Genomic DNA, 16,919 nt, shown 5'->3' on the forward strand with positions numbered 1-16,919 from the left:
GCTCTCCCAGCTGAGCTAATCACCCGAAACTGCGCTGGATACTACTGATACTGCCTCCACCGACCCCATCATTATAATGGTGGGTCGTGCAGGATTCGAACCTGCGACCAATTGATTAAAAGTCAACTGCTCTACCAACTGAGCTAACGACCCGAGTGGTGGGTGATGACGGGATCGAACCGCCGACCCCCTCCTTGTAAGGGAGGTGCTCTCCCAGCTGAGCTAATCACCCGATACTACGCTGGATACTACTAAGCGGTGGGTCGTGCAGGATGACTCGGCTTTGCCTCGCCCTTCGGGCCGTTGCTGACGCAACGTTATCCTTCACGTTTTACTATCGCGTTCCACCAGAACGATTGGTGGGTCGTGCAGGATTCGAACCTGCGACCAATTGATTAAAAGTCAACTGCTCTACCAACTGAGCTAACGACCCACTCTGGCATTGCTTTGGGCTTGTTTGATATCCCTTGGCAACGGCGGCATATATTACTGATTTCAGAATTCAGCGCAACTAAAATTTCGATAAAGATCACTTAACTGCTGGCGATTCAGGCGACAAGACCAGAAATAACGCGATTTCTGGTCATGCCGTAATCAACCAAGAGCATTAAGTCGTTTTTGCGCTTGTTTCGCACCGTCGGTGCCGGGGAATTTGTTGATCACCTGCTGGTAAACCGCTTTCGCTTTCGCGGTATCACCTTTGTCCTGCATGATCACGCCGACTTTAAACATCGCGTCAGGCGCTTTTGGCGATTTCGGGTAGTTCTTCACCACCGAAGCGAAGTAAAACGCCGCGTCGTCTTTTCTCCCCTTATTGTAGTTCAACTGCCCGAGCCAGTAGTTAGCGTTTGGCTGGTAGGTTGAATCCGGGTACTTTTTGACGAAGTTTTGAAACGCCACCATCGCGTCATCCTGGCGTGAGGCATCCTTCACCAGGGCAATAGCGGCATTATAATCGGTGTTCGCATCGCCGGTCATCGCCGGGGCGCCTGAGGTGGCCGCTGGCGCTGCGCTGGTGGCAGCCGCGCTCTGATCGCCAGAAGACGACGGAGCCTGCGCACCTGATGCTGCGCCGCCACCGCTGCTCAGACTATCTATCTGCAGCAGAATCTGTTTCTGGCGCTCAACGATCTGATTCAGCTGGTACTGGTTCTCCTGGATCTGCCCGCGGAGAGAATCAATGTCAGTCTGGTTATCAGAGAGTTGTTGCTGGAGTTGGGTTAAAAGCTGGCTGTGAGCATTGGAAATACGCTCGAGTTGAGTGACGCGGTCTTCGACCGAGCCTGAGCCGACACTACTGATTGGCGCCTGAGCAAAAGCGGCCCAGGGGGCCGCTATGCCAACCAGTAACGACAGACTCAATAAATGATGTCTGAAGTTACTGCTCATGCAATTCTCTTAGTAAACCAGTACGGCGCGACGGTTTTTGGCATATGCCGCTTCGTCATGACCCAGTACTGCTGGTTTTTCTTTACCGTAAGAAACGATGGAGATCTGATCGGCAGAAACACCTTTGCCCTGCAGATACATCTTAACGGCGTTAGCACGACGCTCACCCAGAGCGATGTTGTATTCCGGCGTACCGCGCTCATCCGCGTGACCTTCTACAGTCACTTTGTAGGACGGGTTGCTGCGCAGGAAGTTAGCGTGCGCGTCCAGCATAGCAGCGAAGTCAGAACGGATATCGTACTTGTCGAGATCGAAGTAAACGATGTTGTTCTGCTGCAGCTGCTGCATCTGCAGACGAGCTTGCTCTTCAGAAGACATGTTGCCGCCGTTACCGTTAGCGTCCATACCAGTGCCGGCACCCAGCATGCCTTCACCGCTCTGGTCGTTGCTGGCGTTCTTGTTAGAAGAACATGCCGCGATTGCCATAACCGGCAGAGCGATCATCAGCCCTTTCAGCACTTTGTTCAGTTGCATTTCTTTGATTCCTTTAATAATCAATTATTTATTATCACAGATACGGCGACCAGGCAGGCGATTTTACCTGTCCATCAGTTGCCGGAAGACGCGCTTTGAAACGCCCATCTGTAGAAACCAGATTCAGCACGGATCCCATCCCCTGAGAAGAGCTGTAGATTACCATAGTGCCGTTAGGTGCCAGACTTGGCGTTTCGTCTAAAAACGTTGATGACAGAACCTGTACACCACCCGTTTCCAGATCTTGTTTGGCAATGTGCTGCTGACCGCCGGCCGAGCTGACCATTACCATGGTTTTACCATCCGCGCTCACGTCGGCGTCCTGGTTCTGAGAACCTTCCCAGGTGATACGCTGCGGCGTGCCGCCATTAATGTTGACTTTATATACCTGCGGACGACCTGCCTGGTCAGAAGTGAAGGCCAGATTCTGGCTGTCCGGGAACCAGCTTGGTTCGGTGTTGTTGCTGCGACCGTTGGTCACCTGACGAATCTGACCGGATCCCAGATCCATTACGTACAGGTTCAGGCTACCGGTTTTCGACAGCGCGAACGCCAGTTTAGAACCATCCGGTGAGAACGCCGGGGCGCCGTTGTGCTGCGGGAAGGAGGCGATCTGACGCACAGAGGCGTTCGCCAGGGTCTGAACCACCAGCGCAGAACGACCGCTTTCAAAGGTAACGTAGGCCAGTTTAGAACCGTCCGGAGACCAGGCCGGGGACATCAGCGGCTGGGAGGAACGGTGAACCAGGAACTGGTTGTAACCATCGTAGTCGGACACGCGCAGTTCGTAAGGGTACTGGCCGCCGTTTTTCTGCACCACGTAGGCGATACGGGTACGGAAGGCGCCCTTGATGCCGGTCAGCTTCTCAAATACCGCGTCGCTGGCCGCGTGCGCCGCATAGCGCAGGTACTGCTTAGTGACTTTAAAAGAACCTTGCGCCAGCGTTGTGCCCGGCGCTCCGCCGGTGTCCACCAGTTGATACGCAACCTGATAAGAACCATCCGGATTTTGCGTGACCTGGCCGACGACTACGGCGTCAATACCCAGCGCAGACCAGGCAGCAGGCTGCACTTCCTGGGCACTGGTCGGCTGCTGCGGCAGACGCGAGCGATCCAGCGGATTGAATTTACCGCTGTTGCGCAGGTCAGCTGCCACGATACCACCGACATCTTCCGGCGCAGCGCCCTGGCCGGCCCACTGGAACGGTACCACGCCGATAGGGCGTGCCGAGTCCACCCCCTGGGTGATCTCGATACGTACTTCTGCGTGCAGCACCGCCGCCCACAGCATTAAAAAACCAAATGCTACTCGTAATGCCTGCTTCATCATATCTCCCTTATCCGGGCGGAAAGCCCACGATAATTTAGCAGAATGTTAACAAACTCAAATATACAAAACTACCAAAACCCTGTGACTACCATAGATTGTTTTTCCCCGTTTGCACGGGGAAAAATGTCACTGAGGTTTGAAGTCCAGTGGCGCATTTTTGAAGACTTCATATACTGCCTGGCTAGGTGGTTTCGGAAACTTAGCCTGTCGGGCTGCGGCAAGAGCGGCCTGGCACAGAGCAGGATCACCACCTTCGGACTGTATATTTAACAACAGGCCGTCAGGAGCAAGTTTGATACGCAAGGTACATGTTTTGCCCGCATAGGACGATGCGTCATAAAACTTACTTTCAATCGCCGATTTTATCTGTCCGGCATAGTTGTTGATATCAGCCCCTGAGGCACTGTTTTTAGTATTACCACTCCCGGCAGCGGAGGCATTGTTTCCTTTGGCCCCACCGCCTGTTTTAGGCGCATTCTTACCAGAACTCAGATCGCCGAGCAGGTTGTCTACGCCGTCCGCTTCTTTCGCAGCCGCCGCTTTCTTCGCCGCCGCGGCTTTTGCTGCTGCCGCCTTGGCCGCTTTATCAGCTGCAGCCTTCTCTGCTGCAGCCGCTTTCGCTGCCGCCGCTTTTTCAGCGGCTGCGGCTTTCTCGGCGGCGGCCTTCTCAGCGGCCGCTTTTTGCGCGGCGGCTTTCTCAGCGGCTTTTTCGGCAGCCGCTTTTTCAGCTGCCGCCTGCTTAGCCGCTTCCTGCTGGGCTTTTTTCTCCGCTTCCTGTTGCGCTTTCTTCGCAGCCGCCGCTTCCGCTTTCTTCTGCGCCTCGGCCGCAGCTTTCGCCGCTTCAGCTTCCGCCTGTTTCTTCGCCTCGGCAGCGGCTTTCGCTGCAGCGGCTTCGGCCTGCTTCTTCGCGTCAGCAGCCGCCTTGGCCGCCGCCTGTTCTGCCGCTTTCGCCTGGGCATCCGCCTTCGCTTTCGCCTCGGCGGCCGCTTTGGCAGCGGCTTCCTGCGCTTCTTTTGCCTGTGCGTCCGCTTTGGCTTTTGCCGCCGCGGCGGCCTTGGCAGCCGCTTCTTCAGCCTGCTTCTGCTGCTCCTTCGCTTCTTTCGCCGCTTCCTGCGCCTGCAGCCGCTCCTGTTCGAGCTGTTTCAGCCGTTCCTGTTCCGCCGCCTGTTTCTCACGTAACTCTTCCGCCTGCTGCTGCGCCTGTTTTTCACGCTGTTCAGCGGCGCGACGTGCGCTGGCCTGCTGCTGTTGCTGACGGTTATAGTTATTTACCACCGCCCCCGGATCGACCATGACGGCATCAATCGACGATCCGCCGCCGCCGCCGGCAGAGGCATCCAGATGCTCGTCAAACGAACTCCAGATCAGCAGCGCGATCAGAATGATGTGCAGCGCGACTGAAATGATGATCGCTCGTTTAAGCTTGTCGTTTTGTTCGGTTGCCTTTGACACTATCGGTTCCCAAAAACTGTTCGCCTGTATCCGCGATGCGCACCGACGGCGAGCGATACCCGCCACCGGACGCCGCGCGGACGCACCTACCTGAAGCGATTAAATAGGTTTGGTCATCAAGCCGACCGATTTAACCCCTGCACTATGCAACAGGTTCAGCGCTTTAATAATTTCATCGTAAGGGACGTCTTTCGCACCGCCGATCAGGAATACCGTTTTTTCATTGGCTTCAAGACGACGCTTCGCTTCGGCAATTACCTGCTCCGGCGGCAGCTGGGACAGCGTCTCCTGCCCCACCTTCACGCTGTACTGCCCTACCCCGGAGACTTCCACAATCACCGGCGGATCGTCATTGCTTTTCACCGCTTGCGATTCCGTGGCGTCCGGCAGATCGACTTCCACGCTCTGCGTAATGATCGGCGCCGTTGCCATAAAGATCAGCAGCAGCACCAGCAGGACATCCAGCAGCGGAACGATGTTGATCTCGGACTTCAGTTCGCGACGTCCGCGTCCACGTGCTCTGGCCATGGCTTACCCCTTATTGCTTTCGCTGGTGGTAAAGGCCTGACGGTGCAGAATAGCGGTGAACTCTTCCATAAAGTTGTCGTAATTCAGTTCAAGCTTGTTCACGCGCTGGTTCAGGCGGTTATACGCCATGACCGCCGGGATTGCGGCGAACAGACCAATCGCGGTGGCGATCAGCGCTTCGGCGATACCTGGCGCCACCATCTGCAGGGTGGCCTGCTTCACCGCGCCAAGGGCGATAAAGGCGTGCATAATCCCCCAGACGGTACCGAACAGACCGATATACGGGCTGATCGAGCCTACGGTGCCGAGGAACGGAATATGGGTCTCCAGCGTTTCCAGTTCGCGGTTCATCGAAATACGCATCGCGCGCGATGCCCCTTCGACAATCGCTTCCGGCGCATGGCTGTTAGCCCGATGCAGGCGTGCAAACTCTTTGAAACCGCTGTAGAAGATTTGTTCCGAACCGGTCAGGTTATCGCGACGCCCCTGGCTCTCCTGGTACAGACGAGAGAGCTCGATCCCGGACCAGAATTTGTCCTCGAACGCTTCAGCTTCACGCGCGGCCGAGTTAAGGATACGCGTTCTCTGAATAATGATAGCCCAGGAAGCGATAGAAAAACCAATCAAAATCAACATGATAAGTTTTACCAGAAGGCTCGCCTTCAGGAACAAATCAAGGATATTCATGTCAGTCACTGCTTAAACTCCGCGACAATAGACTTGGGAAGCGCACGTGGCTTCATTAAGAGTGGATCAACGCACACAATGAGAACCTCAGCTTCGTTTAACACTGTATTCTCGGCGTTGACGATTCGCTGCGTGAAAACCAAAGAGGTGCCGCGCATCGAGGTAATTTCCGTCTGGACTTCGAGCATGTCGTCGAGTCTGGCGGGGGCAAAATACTCCAGCGTCATTTTGCGAACCACGAAGGCAACGCGTTCAGCCAACAGCACCTGTTGACTAAAGTGATGGTGGCGCAGCATCTCTGTGCGTGCTCTTTCATAAAAAGCGACGTAACTGGCGTGGTAAACCACACCACCGGCATCGGTATCTTCGTAGTAGACCCGAACCGGCCATCGAAACAGCGTTGTATTCACTTTACATCCCGGTAATGCAAAAAAAGGTTAGAGCTTTCAAACTTCGCTACTATACGCGCGGGAAAGGTGGTTTGGAATGGGGGAAAGTAAACGGGGCGTAAATTTTTATGGGCTTATGCAAGCCCATAGCATTAACAGAGATCTCTTATTCAAAAGAAGAAAAAGAAGAGACCTAAAGCGAGCACGATATCAGCGATAAGCGGACAAAAAATCCCCTGCCAGTGAACGGCACGCGGGCGAAAGCCCACGCCGTGAATAACGCCGCTGCAAACCGCCCACATCAGCAAGAAACCATGCCAGATTTCCAGCTCGCTGGTCTTCGCCGCAAAGCGCGACGGATCCCAGAAAATGCAGCCAGCCAGCAGCAGCGCCATCAACAAGGAAAGCGCCCGGAGCGGGCGCTTGTCCATTATCGCGTACAGAGTAGCGATAAATTTCATCAGATTTCTTCTTTCTTCCCGGCTTTGGTGGCTTCCACGTGCTCAAGCGCCAGCGCGGTAATGACCCCAAAAGCACAGGCAAGAAGCGTTCCCAAAATCCATGCGAAGTACCACATATATAGCTCCTTACCTTAGTACAGCGAGTGGGTATTCTTTTCGATGTCTTCGCGCGTGATGCGGCCAAACATCTTCCAGTAACACCAGCTGGTGTAGGCCAGAATGATCGGCACGAAAACAATCGCCACGTAGGTCATCAGGTTCAGCGTCCGCTGACTGGAGGTCGCGTCCCACATTGTCAGGCTGGCGTTCAGCATAGTGCTGGACGGCATGATGAACGGGAACATCGCGATACCGGCAGTCAGAATGATGCAGGCCAGGGTCAGCGAGGAGAACAGGAATGCCCAGGCACCTTTATCCGCTTTGGTCGAAACGACGGTCAGCAGCGGCAACACCACGCCCAGGGCAGGCACCGCCCACAGCGCTGGCATATTGTTAAAGTTCACCATCCACGCGCCAGCTTCCCGCACCACTTCCTTGGTCAGCGGGTTAGACGGGCCGGTATGGTCAATCACCGATTTCACCACATAGCCGTCGATGCCGTAGTAGACCCACACGCCCGCCAGCGCGAAGCAGACCAGCGTCACCAGCGCCGCCACCATGGAAACGGTGCGAGTACGCAGGTGCAGTTCGCCTACGGTACGCATCTGCAGATAGGTGGCGCCCTGAGTCAGGATCATCGCCACGCTGACGATACCGGCCAGCAGACCAAACGGGTTCAGCAACTGGAAGAAGTTACCGGTATAGAACAGACGCAGGTATTCATCGACGTGGAACGGCACGCCCTGCAGCAGGTTGCCAAAGGCCACGCCAATCACCAGCGGCGGCACGAAGCTACCGATGAAGATGCCCCAGTCCCACATGTTGCGCCAGCGGGTGTCCTCGATCTTGGAACGGTAGTCAAAACCGACCGGACGGAAGAACAGCGAGGCCAGCACCAGAATCATCGCCACATAGAAGCCAGAAAACGCCGCGGCGTAAACCATCGGCCAGGCAGCGAACAGCGCGCCGCCGGCGGTGATCAGCCACACCTGGTTACCGTCCCAGTGCGGGGCGATGGCGTTGATCATAATCCGACGCTCGGTGTCGTTGCGGCCGAGGAAGCGGGTGAGCATGCCCACCCCCATGTCGAACCCGTCGGCGACGGCAAAACCAATCAGCAGAATGCCAATCAGCAGCCACCAGATAAAACGCAATACTTCATAATCGATCATTTGACGACTCCTGTCTTAGCGTGCCGACTGAATAGCCGCAGAGGACTGTTCAAAGTGATAGCGGCCGGTTTTCAGGCTGCTAGGTCCTTTGCGGGCAAACTTGAACATCAGGAACAGTTCAGCCACCAGGAACAGCGTGTACAGACCACAGATCAGCAACATTGAGAAGATCAGGTCGCCCGCGGTCAATGATGAGTTAGCCACCGCCGTCGGCAGGACTTCACCAATCGCCCACGGCTGACGGCCGTATTCGGCAACAAACCAGCCCGACTCCACGGCAATCCACGGCAGCGGCAGGCCGTAGAATGCGGCGCGCAGCAGCCATTTTTTCTCGCCGATGCGGTTACGGATCACGCTCCAGAAGGAGGCGCCTATAATCAGCAGCATCAGGATGCCGCACGCCACCATGATACGGAAGGCGAAGTACAGCGGTGCGACGCTTGGAATGGAGTCTTTGGTCGCTTTGGCGATCTGCTCTTCCGTGGCGTCAGCGACGTTCGGGGTATAGCGCTTCAACAGCAGGCCATAACCGAGGTCCTTCTTCACGTTATTGAACTGGTCACGCACGGCCTGATCGGTTGAACCGGCGCGCAGCTGTTCCAGCAGCGCGTAGGCTTTCATGCCGTTACGGATACGCTCTTCGTGCTGAACCATCAGATCCTTGAGGCCGATAACCGGCTTGTCCACCGAGCGGGTAGCAATGATGCCCAGCGCGTAGGGGATCTGGATCGCAAAGTGGTTGGTCTGCGCATTCTGATCGGGAATACCAAACAGGGTGAAGGCCGCCGGCGCAGGCTGGGTTTCCCACTCTGCTTCGATAGCCGCCAGTTTGGTTTTCTGCACGTCACCCATTTCGTAACCGGATTCGTCACCCAGCACAATAACGGAGAGGATCGCCGCCATACCGAAGCTGGCTGCGATGGCAAAGGAGCGCTTGGCAAAGGCGAAGTCGCGACCTTTCAGCATGTACCAGGAGCTAATCGCCAGGATGAACATCGCGCCGGTGACATAGCCCGACGCCACAGTGTGAACGAATTTCACCTGGGCGACCGGGTTGAGCACCAGTTCAGAGAAGCTGACCATCTCCATACGCATGGTTTCGAAGTTGAAGTCCGATGCGATAGGGTTCTGCATCCAGCCGTTGGCGACAAGGATCCACAGCGCGGAGAGGTTGGAACCCAGCGCAACCAGCCAGGTGACGGCCATGTGCTGAACTTTGCCCAGACGATCCCAACCGAAGAAGAACAGACCTACAAAGGTGGATTCGAGGAAGAAGGCCATCAGACCTTCAATGGCCAGCGGCGCACCAAAGATATCGCCCACGTAGTGTGAGTAATACGACCAGTTAGTCCCGAACTGGAACTCCATGGTCAGACCGGTCGCCACACCCAGCGCGAAGTTGATACCAAACAACTTGCCCCAGAATTTGGTCATATCTTTATAAATCTGTTTGCCGGAAAGGACGTAGACCGTTTCCATGATGGCCAGCAGGAACGCCATACCGAGCGTTAGCGGCACAAACAGGAAGTGGTACATCGCGGTCAAGGCAAACTGTAAGCGCGACAGTTCGACTATATCTAACATCATGACTCCTTGCTCATCGCATGAAGACTCCGAAAATGAACCGAGAAGCTCTGGCTCATACGCATGCCCCAATACAAATTTATTTGTCGCCCGTCCACAGCAGGTTTCAATCGAAGGTAAAACCATGCCAGGGTAAGGTTACAAATACGTTAACGAAAAACCCAATTGATTCCCCAATATATTACGCCGCAATAACCTTACAATAAATATGTTTTTATTGTTCCAGTTTTACATTTTTCGACGGTGATCAATATATAGTGAAGATGGCTGAATTCAGCCAATTTGACTTGAGACAATTTAACGTTTTTTGAGGGATTTTTCCAAGGATTAAGTATTGATATAAATCAATTTTTACTCTATGTGTTAATTATGTAGCCCAATAAAGAATATTGGTGAACTTAATGTTAATTAAGTGTTTAAACTATGGCTTTTCCAGTTACTAAAAAGAGAGATATGAGAATCATAGGTAATATTATTTAACGTCGTGGAAAAAAAAACAAAAAAAAGGAACCGATCCGAATAATGTTAGACCGCTCACAGTATTTTATCTGCTTCCTTATCCCCTGCCCCACGCTTTTTCGCTGCCGCTTTTGTTTCCCTACGGTACACCCGGGGTATATTTTTTTAGCCACTACAGCGCATCGAAAATACTTATTAAATAATAAATTAAATCAATATGATAGATAGGGCTTTTCGCAGAAAATCAATTCGTTGTTGGCGCTGCGGTTCTGACGAGACGGGATAACGGTCACAAAAAAGGCCACCTGACGGTGGCCAACCATGTCGAAATCGGACAGATTTCTGCTTGCGGACAAGCAGAGAGGGTTTACTTGATAATAGCTTTCAGCGCTTCGCCGATGTCGGCCAGGCTGCGAACAGTTTTCACACCCGCCGCTTCCAGCGCTGCGAATTTCTCATCCGCTGTACCTTTACCGCCGGCGATGATAGCGCCCGCGTGGCCCATACGCTTGCCTTTCGGCGCGGTAACGCCCGCGATGTAGCCGACAACCGGCTTAGTGACATGATCTTTAATATAAGCAGCCGCTTCTTCTTCCGCGCTGCCGCCGATCTCACCGATCATGACGATCGCTTCGGTCTGCGGATCTTCCTCGAACATCTTCAGGATATCGATGAAGTTGGAGCCCGGGATCGGGTCGCCGCCGATACCGACGCAGGTAGACTGGCCGAAGCCGTAGTCGGTGGTCTGCTTAACCGCTTCATAGGTCAGGGTGCCGGAACGGGAAACGATGCCCACTTTACCCGGCTTGTGAATGTGACCCGGCATGATGCCGATTTTGCACTCGCCCGGAGTGATAACGCCCGGGCAGTTCGGGCCGATCATACGCACGCCCGCTTCGTCCAGCTTCACCTTCACGGTCAGCATATCCAGCGTTGGGATACCTTCGGTGATGGTGATGATAAGCTTAATGCCCGCGTCGATCGCTTCCAGGATGGAATCTTTGCAGAACGGCGCCGGAACGTAGATCACGGTCGCGGTCGCGCCGGTCGCTTCAACGGCTTCGCGCACGGTGTTGAACACCGGCAGGCCCAGGTGAGTGGTGCCGCCTTTGCCTGGCGTCACGCCGCCAACCATTTGCGTACCGTAAGCGATCGCTTGTTCAGAGTGGAAGGTCCCCTGGCTACCGGTGAAGCCCTGGCAGATAACCTTGGTATCTTTATTAATTAAAACTGACATTATTTCCCCTCCACTGCGGCAACAACCTGCTGTGCTGCGTCCGTCAGACTTTTCGCTGCAATAATATTCAGGCCGCTGTCAGCCAGTTTTTTCGCGCCCAGTTCGGCGTTGTTACCTTCCAGACGTACAACAACCGGAACGTTAACCCCTACTTCCGCTACCGCGCCGATGATGCCGTCAGCGATCAGGTCGCAACGCACGATGCCGCCGAAGATGTTAACCAGCACCGCTTTAACGTTGTCGTCAGAGAGGATGATTTTGAACGCTTCGGTCACGCGCTCTTTGGTCGCGCCGCCGCCTACGTCGAGGAAGTTAGCCGGTTCGCCGCCGTGCAGCTTAACGATGTCCATGGTACCCATCGCCAGGCCTGCGCCGTTAACCATGCAGCCGATGTTGCCGTCCAGCGCGACGTAGTTCAGTTCCCACTGCGCCGCCTGCGCTTCACGTGGGTCTTCCTGAGACTGATCGCGCATTTCGCGCAGATCCGGCTGGCGGAACAGCGCGTTGCCGTCAGCGCCCAGTTTGCCGTCGAGGCAGATCAGGTCGCCCTGCTTGGTGATCACCAGCGGGTTGATCTCGATCAGCGCCAGGTCGCGCTCAAGGAAAATGGTCGCCAGCCCCATGAAAATCTTGGTGAACTGCTGAACCTGTTTACCTTCCAGACCCAGTTTGAACGCCAGTTCACGACCCTGGTAAGGCATCGGGCCCGCCAGCGGATCGATGGCGATCTTGTGGATCAGGTGCGGGGTCTCTTCCGCCACTTTCTCGATTTCCACGCCGCCTTCGGTAGACGCCATGAACACCACGCGACGGGAGCTGCGGTCAACAACCGCGCCCAGGTACAGCTCTTTGTCAATATCGGTCGCCGCTTCAACCAGGATCTGGTTAACCGGCTGGCCGTTCGCATCTGTTTGATAGGTCACCAGACGTTTGCCCAGCCAGTGCTCGGCAAATGCGCGGATCTCTTCTTTGCTCTTAACTACTTTCACACCGCCCGCTTTGCCGCGGCCACCAGCGTGAACCTGACATTTCACTACCCACGGACCCGCGCCGATTTTTGAAGCGGCTTCTTCTGCTTCACGCGGAGTAGTACAGGCATAACCCACCGGCGCCGGTAAGCCATAGCGGGCAAAAAGTTGTTTTGCCTGATATTCATGTAAGTTCATGTGTTCAGTCCATCCTTCAGGGTGTAATTATCTTTAAACCTGTAGGCCTGATAACGGCGCTAACGCGTGTTATCCGGCCTACGGTAGGTAATACGCTTGCTGACTACACGTCCAGCAGCAGACGGGTCGGATCTTCCAGCAGCTCTTTAATCGCCACCAGGAAGCCTACCGATTCACGTCCGTCGATCAGACGGTGGTCATAGGAGAGCGCCAGGTACATCATCGGCAGGATCTCTACCTTGCCATTGACCGCCATCGGACGGTCTTTAATGGCATGCATACCCAGAATAGCGCTCTGCGGTGGGTTGATGATCGGCGTGGACATCAGGGAGCCGAAGACGCCGCCGTTGGTAATAGTGAAGTTACCGCCGGTCAGGTCGTCTACGGTCAGCTTGCCGTCGCGGCCTTTCACTGCCAGCTCTTTGATATTCTTTTCGATATCCGCCATGCCCAGCAGGTCGACGTCACGCAGAACCGGGGTGACCAGACCGCGCGGAGTGGATACGGCCATGCTGACGTCGAAGTAGTTGTGGTACACCACGTCGTCGCCATCGATGGAAGCGTTCACTTCCGGATAGCGTTTCAGCGCTTCCACTACCGCTTTCACGTAGAAGGACATAAAGCCCAGGCGGATGCCATGACGTTTTTCGAACGCCTCACCGTACTGCTTACGCAGATCCATGATGGGCTTCATGTTGACTTCGTTAAAGGTCGTCAGCATGGCGGTAGAGTTTTTCGCTTCCAGCAGACGTTCGGCTACGCGTTTACGCAGGCGGGTCATCGGGACGCGTTTTTCCGAACGGTGGCCCAGCTGCGGCGCCGGCGCGGCTGCCGGGGCGACGGCTGGCGCTTTGGCTTCTGCCGGCGCCGGGGCTTTCGCCAGATGTTTCTCAACGTCTTCGCGGGTCAGACGGCCGCCGACGCCAGTGCCTTTGATGGCCGCTGGGTCAAGGTTGTGTTCAGCCAGCAGACGACGGATCGCCGGGCTCAGCGCGTCGTTGTTCTGCTCTTCCAGAGAGGCCTGCTGACGCTGCGCCGGAGTGGACGCTTTCGCATCGGCTTTCTCGCTGCTTTCTTTACCTGCGCTGTTGCCTTCGCGCAGGCGGCCAAGGATCTGGCGAGACAGGACGGTGGCGCCCTCGTCTTCCAGCACTGCATCCAGAATGCCGTCCGCTGATGCCGGTACTTCCAGTACCACTTTGTCAGTTTCGATTTCGACCAGAACTTCGTCACGGACGACCGCGTCGCCCGGTTTTTTGTGCCAGGTGGCGACGGTTGCGTCAGCTACGGACTCAGGCAGGTCGGGAACCAGAATATCTACGCTACTCATTGTGTATCCTTTAATTAATCGACGTTCAGCGCGTCATTGACCAGATCTTGTTGCTGTTTCTGGTGAACGGACATATACCCTACCGCCGGAGAGGCGGAGGCCGGGCGGCCTGCATAACGCAGAGAGGCCCCAAACGGAATCACTTCACGGAAGTGATGCTGGCTGCAGTACCATGCGCCCTGGTTGAGCGGCTCTTCCTGGCACCAGACAAAATCATGCACGTGCGCATACGCTTTCAGCGCTTCCTGCACCGCCTGATGCGGGAACGGATAGAGCTGCTCGATACGAACGATAGCGACATCTTTTTGCTCGTTTTTGCGGCGCTGTTCCAGCAGGTCGTAGTAAACCTTACCAGAGCACAGCACAACGCGCTTCACAGCCTGCGGATCAAGTTGATCGATTTCACCAATAGCCGGCAGGAAAGTGCCGTTCGCCAGCTCATCCATGCTGGAGACCGCCAGCGGATGACGCAGCAGCGACTTCGGCGACATCACCACCAGCGGACGACGCATACCGCGCAGCGCCTGGCGACGCAGCATGTGATAAACCTGTGCCGGCGTGGACGGCACGCAGACCTGCATGTTTTGTTCAGCGCACAGCTGCAGATAACGCTCCAGACGCGCGGAGGAGTGCTCCGGGCCCTGGCCTTCGTAACCGTGCGGCAGGAGCATCACCAGGCCGCACATCCTTCCCCACTTCTGCTCACCGGAGGAGATGAACTGGTCGATCACCACCTGCGCACCGTTGGCGAAGTCGCCAAACTGCGCTTCCCAGATGGTCAGAGTGCGCGGCTCGGCGGTGGCGTAACCATATTCGAACGCCAGCACCGCTTCTTCGGACAGTACCGAGTCCCAAACGCGGAACTGGCCCTGGCCGTTATGGACATGCTGCAGCGGCGTGTAGGTTGAACCATTGGTCTGGTTATGGATCACCGCATGACGGTGGAAGAAGGTGCCGCGGCCGGAGTCTTCGCCGGACAGACGAACCGGAATACCTTCGTCAACCAGCGTGGCGTAGGCCAGGTTTTCGGCACCGCCCCAGTCAAACAGCTTCTCGCCTGCCGCCATCGCCTGGCGGTCGGCGTAAATTTTCGCCACGCGGGACTGCATTTCGATACCTTCCGGTACCGTGCTGATGCGTTTGGCCAACTCCTGCAGACGTTTCGGCTCAACTTTATCCGGATAGCTCTCGTCCCACTCGTGGTTGAGGTACGGCGACCAGGTAAAGGAATGCATATTCATCGGACGCCATTCCTGCACCACGCATTCGCCGGCATCCAGCGCATCGCGATAGAGGTTAACCTGCTCGGTCGCATCTTCCAGAGTCGCCACCTTCTCCTGCTCCAGCTTGTCAGCATAGATTTTGCGCGGAGTCGGATGCTTTTTGATCTTCTGATACATCAGCGGCTGGGTTGCGCTCGGCTCATCGGCTTCGTTGTGGCCGTGACGGCGGTAGCACACCAGGTCAATGAAGACATCGCGTTTAAAGGTATTGCGGAAATCAAGCGCCAGACGGGTGACGAAGGCGACCGCTTCCGGATCGTCCGCATTGACGTGGAAAATCGGCGCCTGCACCATTTTACCGATGTCGGTGCAGTACGGCGTTGAGCGCGCATCCAGCGGGTTAGAGGTCGTGAAGCCCACCTGGTTGTTGATAACGATGCGCACGGTACCGCCCACTTCGTAACCGCGGGCTTTGGACATGTTCAGAGTTTCCTGAACCACGCCCTGGCCGGTGACGGCGGCGTCGCCGTGGATGGTAATAGGCAGAACTTTGTTGCTGCTTGGCTCGTCCAGACGATCCAGACGGGCGCGTACGGAACCGATAACCACCGGGCTGACGATCTCGAGGTGCGACGGGTTAAACGCCAGCGCCAGGTGCACCAGACCGCCTTCGGTTTCCATATCGGAAGAGAAGCCCATGTGGTACTTCACGTCGCCGGTGCCGAGGTGTTCTTTATGTTTGCCCGCGAACTCGTCGAACAGGTCCTGCGGTTTTTTACCCAGCACGTTGACCAGCACGTTCAGACGGCCGCGGTGCGCCATGCCCAGCACCACTTCGCGGGTGCCGCTTTTGCCTGCATGGCGGATCATCTCTTTGAGCATCGGGATCAGGGCGTCGCCACCCTCCAGCGAGAAGCGCTTCGCCCCCGGGAATTTGGCGCCGAGGTAGCGCTCCAGACCTTCCGCGGCGGTCAGTTCGCTGAGGAAGCGTTTTTTCTCTTCCGCGGTAAAGCTCGCTTTGCCAGCTACCGATTCAATGCGCTGCTGGATCCAGCGTTTTTCTTCGGTAGAGGTGATATGCATGTATTCCGCGCCGATGGAGCCGCAGTAGGTTTGCTTGAGGGCGGCAATCAGCTCGCCCAGCTTCATCGTATCTTTACCGATGGCAAATGAACCTACGTTATAGCTTTCCTGGAAATCGGCCTCGGTCAGATCGTGGTAGGCCGGATCGAGATCCGCCACTCTCTCTTGCTTCCACAGCCCCAGCGGATCGAGATTCGCCTGCTGGTGGCCACGGAAACGGTATGCGTTGATGAGCTGCAGGACTTTAACCTGCTTCACATTGGTGTCTGGGTCGGAAATCGAAGAAGTGTAACGTGAGGCATCCTTCGCCAGTCGACGGAAATAATCACGCGTTTTGGAATGAAATTGATCCGGTTTAACTCCGGTGCCAGGTAACTGCTGGAACATTGAACGCCAGTTGGCGTCAACAGAGTCAGGATCGGTTAAGAAGTCTTCATAGAGCTGTTCTATCCAGCTCTGGTTCGAACCAGAGAGGTAAGAAGAGTCCAGCCAGGCTTTCATTGCGCCGTTCTGCATCGTGATCCCTTAAGCATTCATATGCTTATTTCGCCGTAGAAACTACCACGCACACCGAGTGCACGTGCCGGGGTTCACTTGTTGCGGACGAGTTGTGGTTTCTATCCGCTAAGGAACCTTTAAAAACTGCCATTAATCTTCAGCGTTCAGGCTGCGGTTGCGTTGGCTGCCTTCGCTTACCCCGGTCACATAGTTCACTATGCTCCCGGGGATGCGCTCAGTTGCCGCCTTACCTCGCACTGAACGCCTCGATTACTGGTACATCTTGTGGCGGTTTTTT

Annotated in this window: 15 protein-coding genes and 3 tRNA genes; all 18 read right to left on the reverse strand. The window is 55.6% G+C overall.

Translation table 11 applies throughout. From position 1 onward, the window contains the following. Window positions 1-77: 77 nt before the first annotated feature. The 18 genes from HMPREF9538_RS22985 to sucA all read right to left on the reverse strand — a co-directional run bounded on the left by HMPREF9538_RS22985 (window position 78) and on the right by sucA (window position 16,639). Window positions 78-153, reverse strand: a tRNA-Lys gene (locus tag HMPREF9538_RS22985). Window positions 154-156: 3 nt separating this feature from the next. Then, window positions 157-232 (reverse strand) — tRNA-Val (locus tag HMPREF9538_RS22980). A 125-nt stretch (window positions 233-357) separates the two neighbouring features. After that, a tRNA-Lys gene (locus tag HMPREF9538_RS22975) sits at window positions 358-433 on the reverse strand. A 161-nt stretch (window positions 434-594) separates the two neighbouring features. Continuing rightward, window positions 595-1,389: a cell division protein CpoB gene (cpoB, locus tag HMPREF9538_RS22970; protein ID WP_002895071.1), complete on the reverse strand. Its 795-nt coding sequence runs from the start codon at window positions 1,387-1,389 to the stop codon at window positions 595-597. A 9-nt stretch (window positions 1,390-1,398) separates the two neighbouring features. After that, window positions 1,399-1,923, reverse strand: a complete 525-nt coding sequence (pal, locus tag HMPREF9538_RS22965) for a peptidoglycan-associated lipoprotein Pal (RefSeq protein ID WP_002895068.1) — start codon at window positions 1,921-1,923, stop codon at window positions 1,399-1,401. Window positions 1,924-1,957: 34 nt separating this feature from the next. Beyond that, complete coding sequence (gene tolB / locus HMPREF9538_RS22960; protein WP_002895066.1) at window positions 1,958-3,250, reverse strand: Tol-Pal system beta propeller repeat protein TolB; 1,293 nt, start codon at window positions 3,248-3,250, stop codon at window positions 1,958-1,960. 129 nt (window positions 3,251-3,379) lie between these two features. Next, window positions 3,380-4,705: a cell envelope integrity protein TolA gene (tolA, locus tag HMPREF9538_RS22955; RefSeq protein ID WP_004179068.1), complete on the reverse strand. Its 1,326-nt coding sequence runs from the start codon at window positions 4,703-4,705 to the stop codon at window positions 3,380-3,382. 99 nt (window positions 4,706-4,804) lie between these two features. Beyond that, the gene (gene tolR / locus HMPREF9538_RS22950; protein WP_002895061.1) at window positions 4,805-5,233 is read right to left on the reverse strand and encodes a colicin uptake protein TolR; all 429 of its coding nucleotides are present in this window, start codon (window positions 5,231-5,233) and stop codon (window positions 4,805-4,807) included. Between the two features lie 3 nt (window positions 5,234-5,236). Continuing rightward, window positions 5,237-5,929 (reverse strand): Tol-Pal system protein TolQ, encoded by a 693-nt coding sequence (gene tolQ / locus HMPREF9538_RS22945; protein WP_004152221.1) that lies wholly within the window; start codon window positions 5,927-5,929, stop codon window positions 5,237-5,239. Further along, window positions 5,926-6,330, reverse strand: coding sequence for a tol-pal system-associated acyl-CoA thioesterase (gene ybgC / locus HMPREF9538_RS0126915; protein ID WP_002895056.1), 405 nt, complete (start codon window positions 6,328-6,330; stop codon window positions 5,926-5,928). The genes tolQ and ybgC overlap by 4 nt, the downstream gene beginning before the upstream one ends. Window positions 6,331-6,479: 149 nt before the next feature. Then, on the reverse strand, window positions 6,480-6,770 hold the full coding sequence (gene ybgE / locus HMPREF9538_RS22940; protein WP_002895053.1) for a cyd operon protein YbgE: 291 nt from the start codon (window positions 6,768-6,770) through the stop codon (window positions 6,480-6,482). Continuing rightward, window positions 6,770-6,886 (reverse strand): cytochrome bd-I oxidase subunit CydX, encoded by a 117-nt coding sequence (gene cydX / locus HMPREF9538_RS22935; RefSeq protein WP_002895051.1) that lies wholly within the window; start codon window positions 6,884-6,886, stop codon window positions 6,770-6,772. The genes ybgE and cydX overlap by 1 nt, the downstream gene beginning before the upstream one ends. A 15-nt stretch (window positions 6,887-6,901) precedes the next feature. Next, a complete protein-coding gene (cydB, locus tag HMPREF9538_RS22930) occupies window positions 6,902-8,041 on the reverse strand; it encodes a cytochrome d ubiquinol oxidase subunit II (protein ID WP_002895049.1) in 1,140 nt (379 codons plus the stop codon). Between the two features lie 15 nt (window positions 8,042-8,056). After that, complete coding sequence (gene cydA / locus HMPREF9538_RS22925; RefSeq protein WP_002895047.1) at window positions 8,057-9,625, reverse strand: cytochrome ubiquinol oxidase subunit I; 1,569 nt, start codon at window positions 9,623-9,625, stop codon at window positions 8,057-8,059. A gap of 826 nt (window positions 9,626-10,451) precedes the next feature. Then, entirely contained in the window at window positions 10,452-11,321 is an 870-nt protein-coding gene (sucD, locus tag HMPREF9538_RS22920; protein ID WP_002895043.1) for a succinate--CoA ligase subunit alpha, read from the reverse strand. Beyond that, window positions 11,321-12,487: an ADP-forming succinate--CoA ligase subunit beta gene (gene sucC, locus HMPREF9538_RS22915; RefSeq protein WP_002895039.1), complete on the reverse strand. Its 1,167-nt coding sequence runs from the start codon at window positions 12,485-12,487 to the stop codon at window positions 11,321-11,323. The genes sucD and sucC overlap by 1 nt, the downstream gene beginning before the upstream one ends. Window positions 12,488-12,590: 103 nt before the next feature. Then, window positions 12,591-13,817, reverse strand: coding sequence for a 2-oxoglutarate dehydrogenase complex dihydrolipoyllysine-residue succinyltransferase (gene odhB / locus HMPREF9538_RS22910; protein WP_009484141.1), 1,227 nt, complete (start codon window positions 13,815-13,817; stop codon window positions 12,591-12,593). Between the two features lie 14 nt (window positions 13,818-13,831). Beyond that, window positions 13,832-16,639, reverse strand: a complete 2,808-nt coding sequence (gene sucA, locus HMPREF9538_RS22905) for a 2-oxoglutarate dehydrogenase E1 component (RefSeq protein WP_009484142.1) — start codon at window positions 16,637-16,639, stop codon at window positions 13,832-13,834. Window positions 16,640-16,919 lie beyond the last annotated feature (280 nt).

Source organism: Klebsiella sp. MS 92-3 (assembly GCF_000195655.1).
GTDB classification, from domain to species: domain Bacteria; phylum Pseudomonadota; class Gammaproteobacteria; order Enterobacterales; family Enterobacteriaceae; genus Klebsiella; species Klebsiella pneumoniae.

What these genes read in the sequence shown, in the direction of transcription:
- cpoB (WP_002895071.1), bottom strand. Translation starts at nt 1,389, where the DNA reads ATGAGCAGTAACTTCAGACATCATTTATTGAGTCTGTCGTTACTGGTT.
- pal (WP_002895068.1), bottom strand. Translation starts at nt 1,923, where the DNA reads ATGCAACTGAACAAAGTGCTGAAAGGGCTGATGATCGCTCTGCCGGTT.
- tolB (WP_002895066.1), bottom strand. Translation starts at nt 3,250, where the DNA reads ATGAAGCAGGCATTACGAGTAGCATTTGGTTTTTTAATGCTGTGGGCG.
- tolR (WP_002895061.1), bottom strand. Translation starts at nt 5,233, where the DNA reads ATGGCCAGAGCACGTGGACGCGGACGTCGCGAACTGAAGTCCGAGATC.
- ybgE (WP_002895053.1), bottom strand. Translation starts at nt 6,770, where the DNA reads ATGAAATTTATCGCTACTCTGTACGCGATAATGGACAAGCGCCCGCTC.
- cydX (WP_002895051.1), bottom strand. Translation starts at nt 6,886, where the DNA reads ATGTGGTACTTCGCATGGATTTTGGGAACGCTTCTTGCCTGTGCTTTT.
- cydB (WP_002895049.1), bottom strand. Translation starts at nt 8,041, where the DNA reads ATGATCGATTATGAAGTATTGCGTTTTATCTGGTGGCTGCTGATTGGC.
- cydA (WP_002895047.1), bottom strand. Translation starts at nt 9,625, where the DNA reads ATGTTAGATATAGTCGAACTGTCGCGCTTACAGTTTGCCTTGACCGCG.
- sucD (WP_002895043.1), bottom strand. Translation starts at nt 11,321, where the DNA reads ATGTCAGTTTTAATTAATAAAGATACCAAGGTTATCTGCCAGGGCTTC.
- sucC (WP_002895039.1), bottom strand. Translation starts at nt 12,487, where the DNA reads ATGAACTTACATGAATATCAGGCAAAACAACTTTTTGCCCGCTATGGC.
- odhB (WP_009484141.1), bottom strand. Translation starts at nt 13,817, where the DNA reads ATGAGTAGCGTAGATATTCTGGTTCCCGACCTGCCTGAGTCCGTAGCT.
- sucA (WP_009484142.1), bottom strand. Translation starts at nt 16,639, where the DNA reads ATGCAGAACGGCGCAATGAAAGCCTGGCTGGACTCTTCTTACCTCTCT.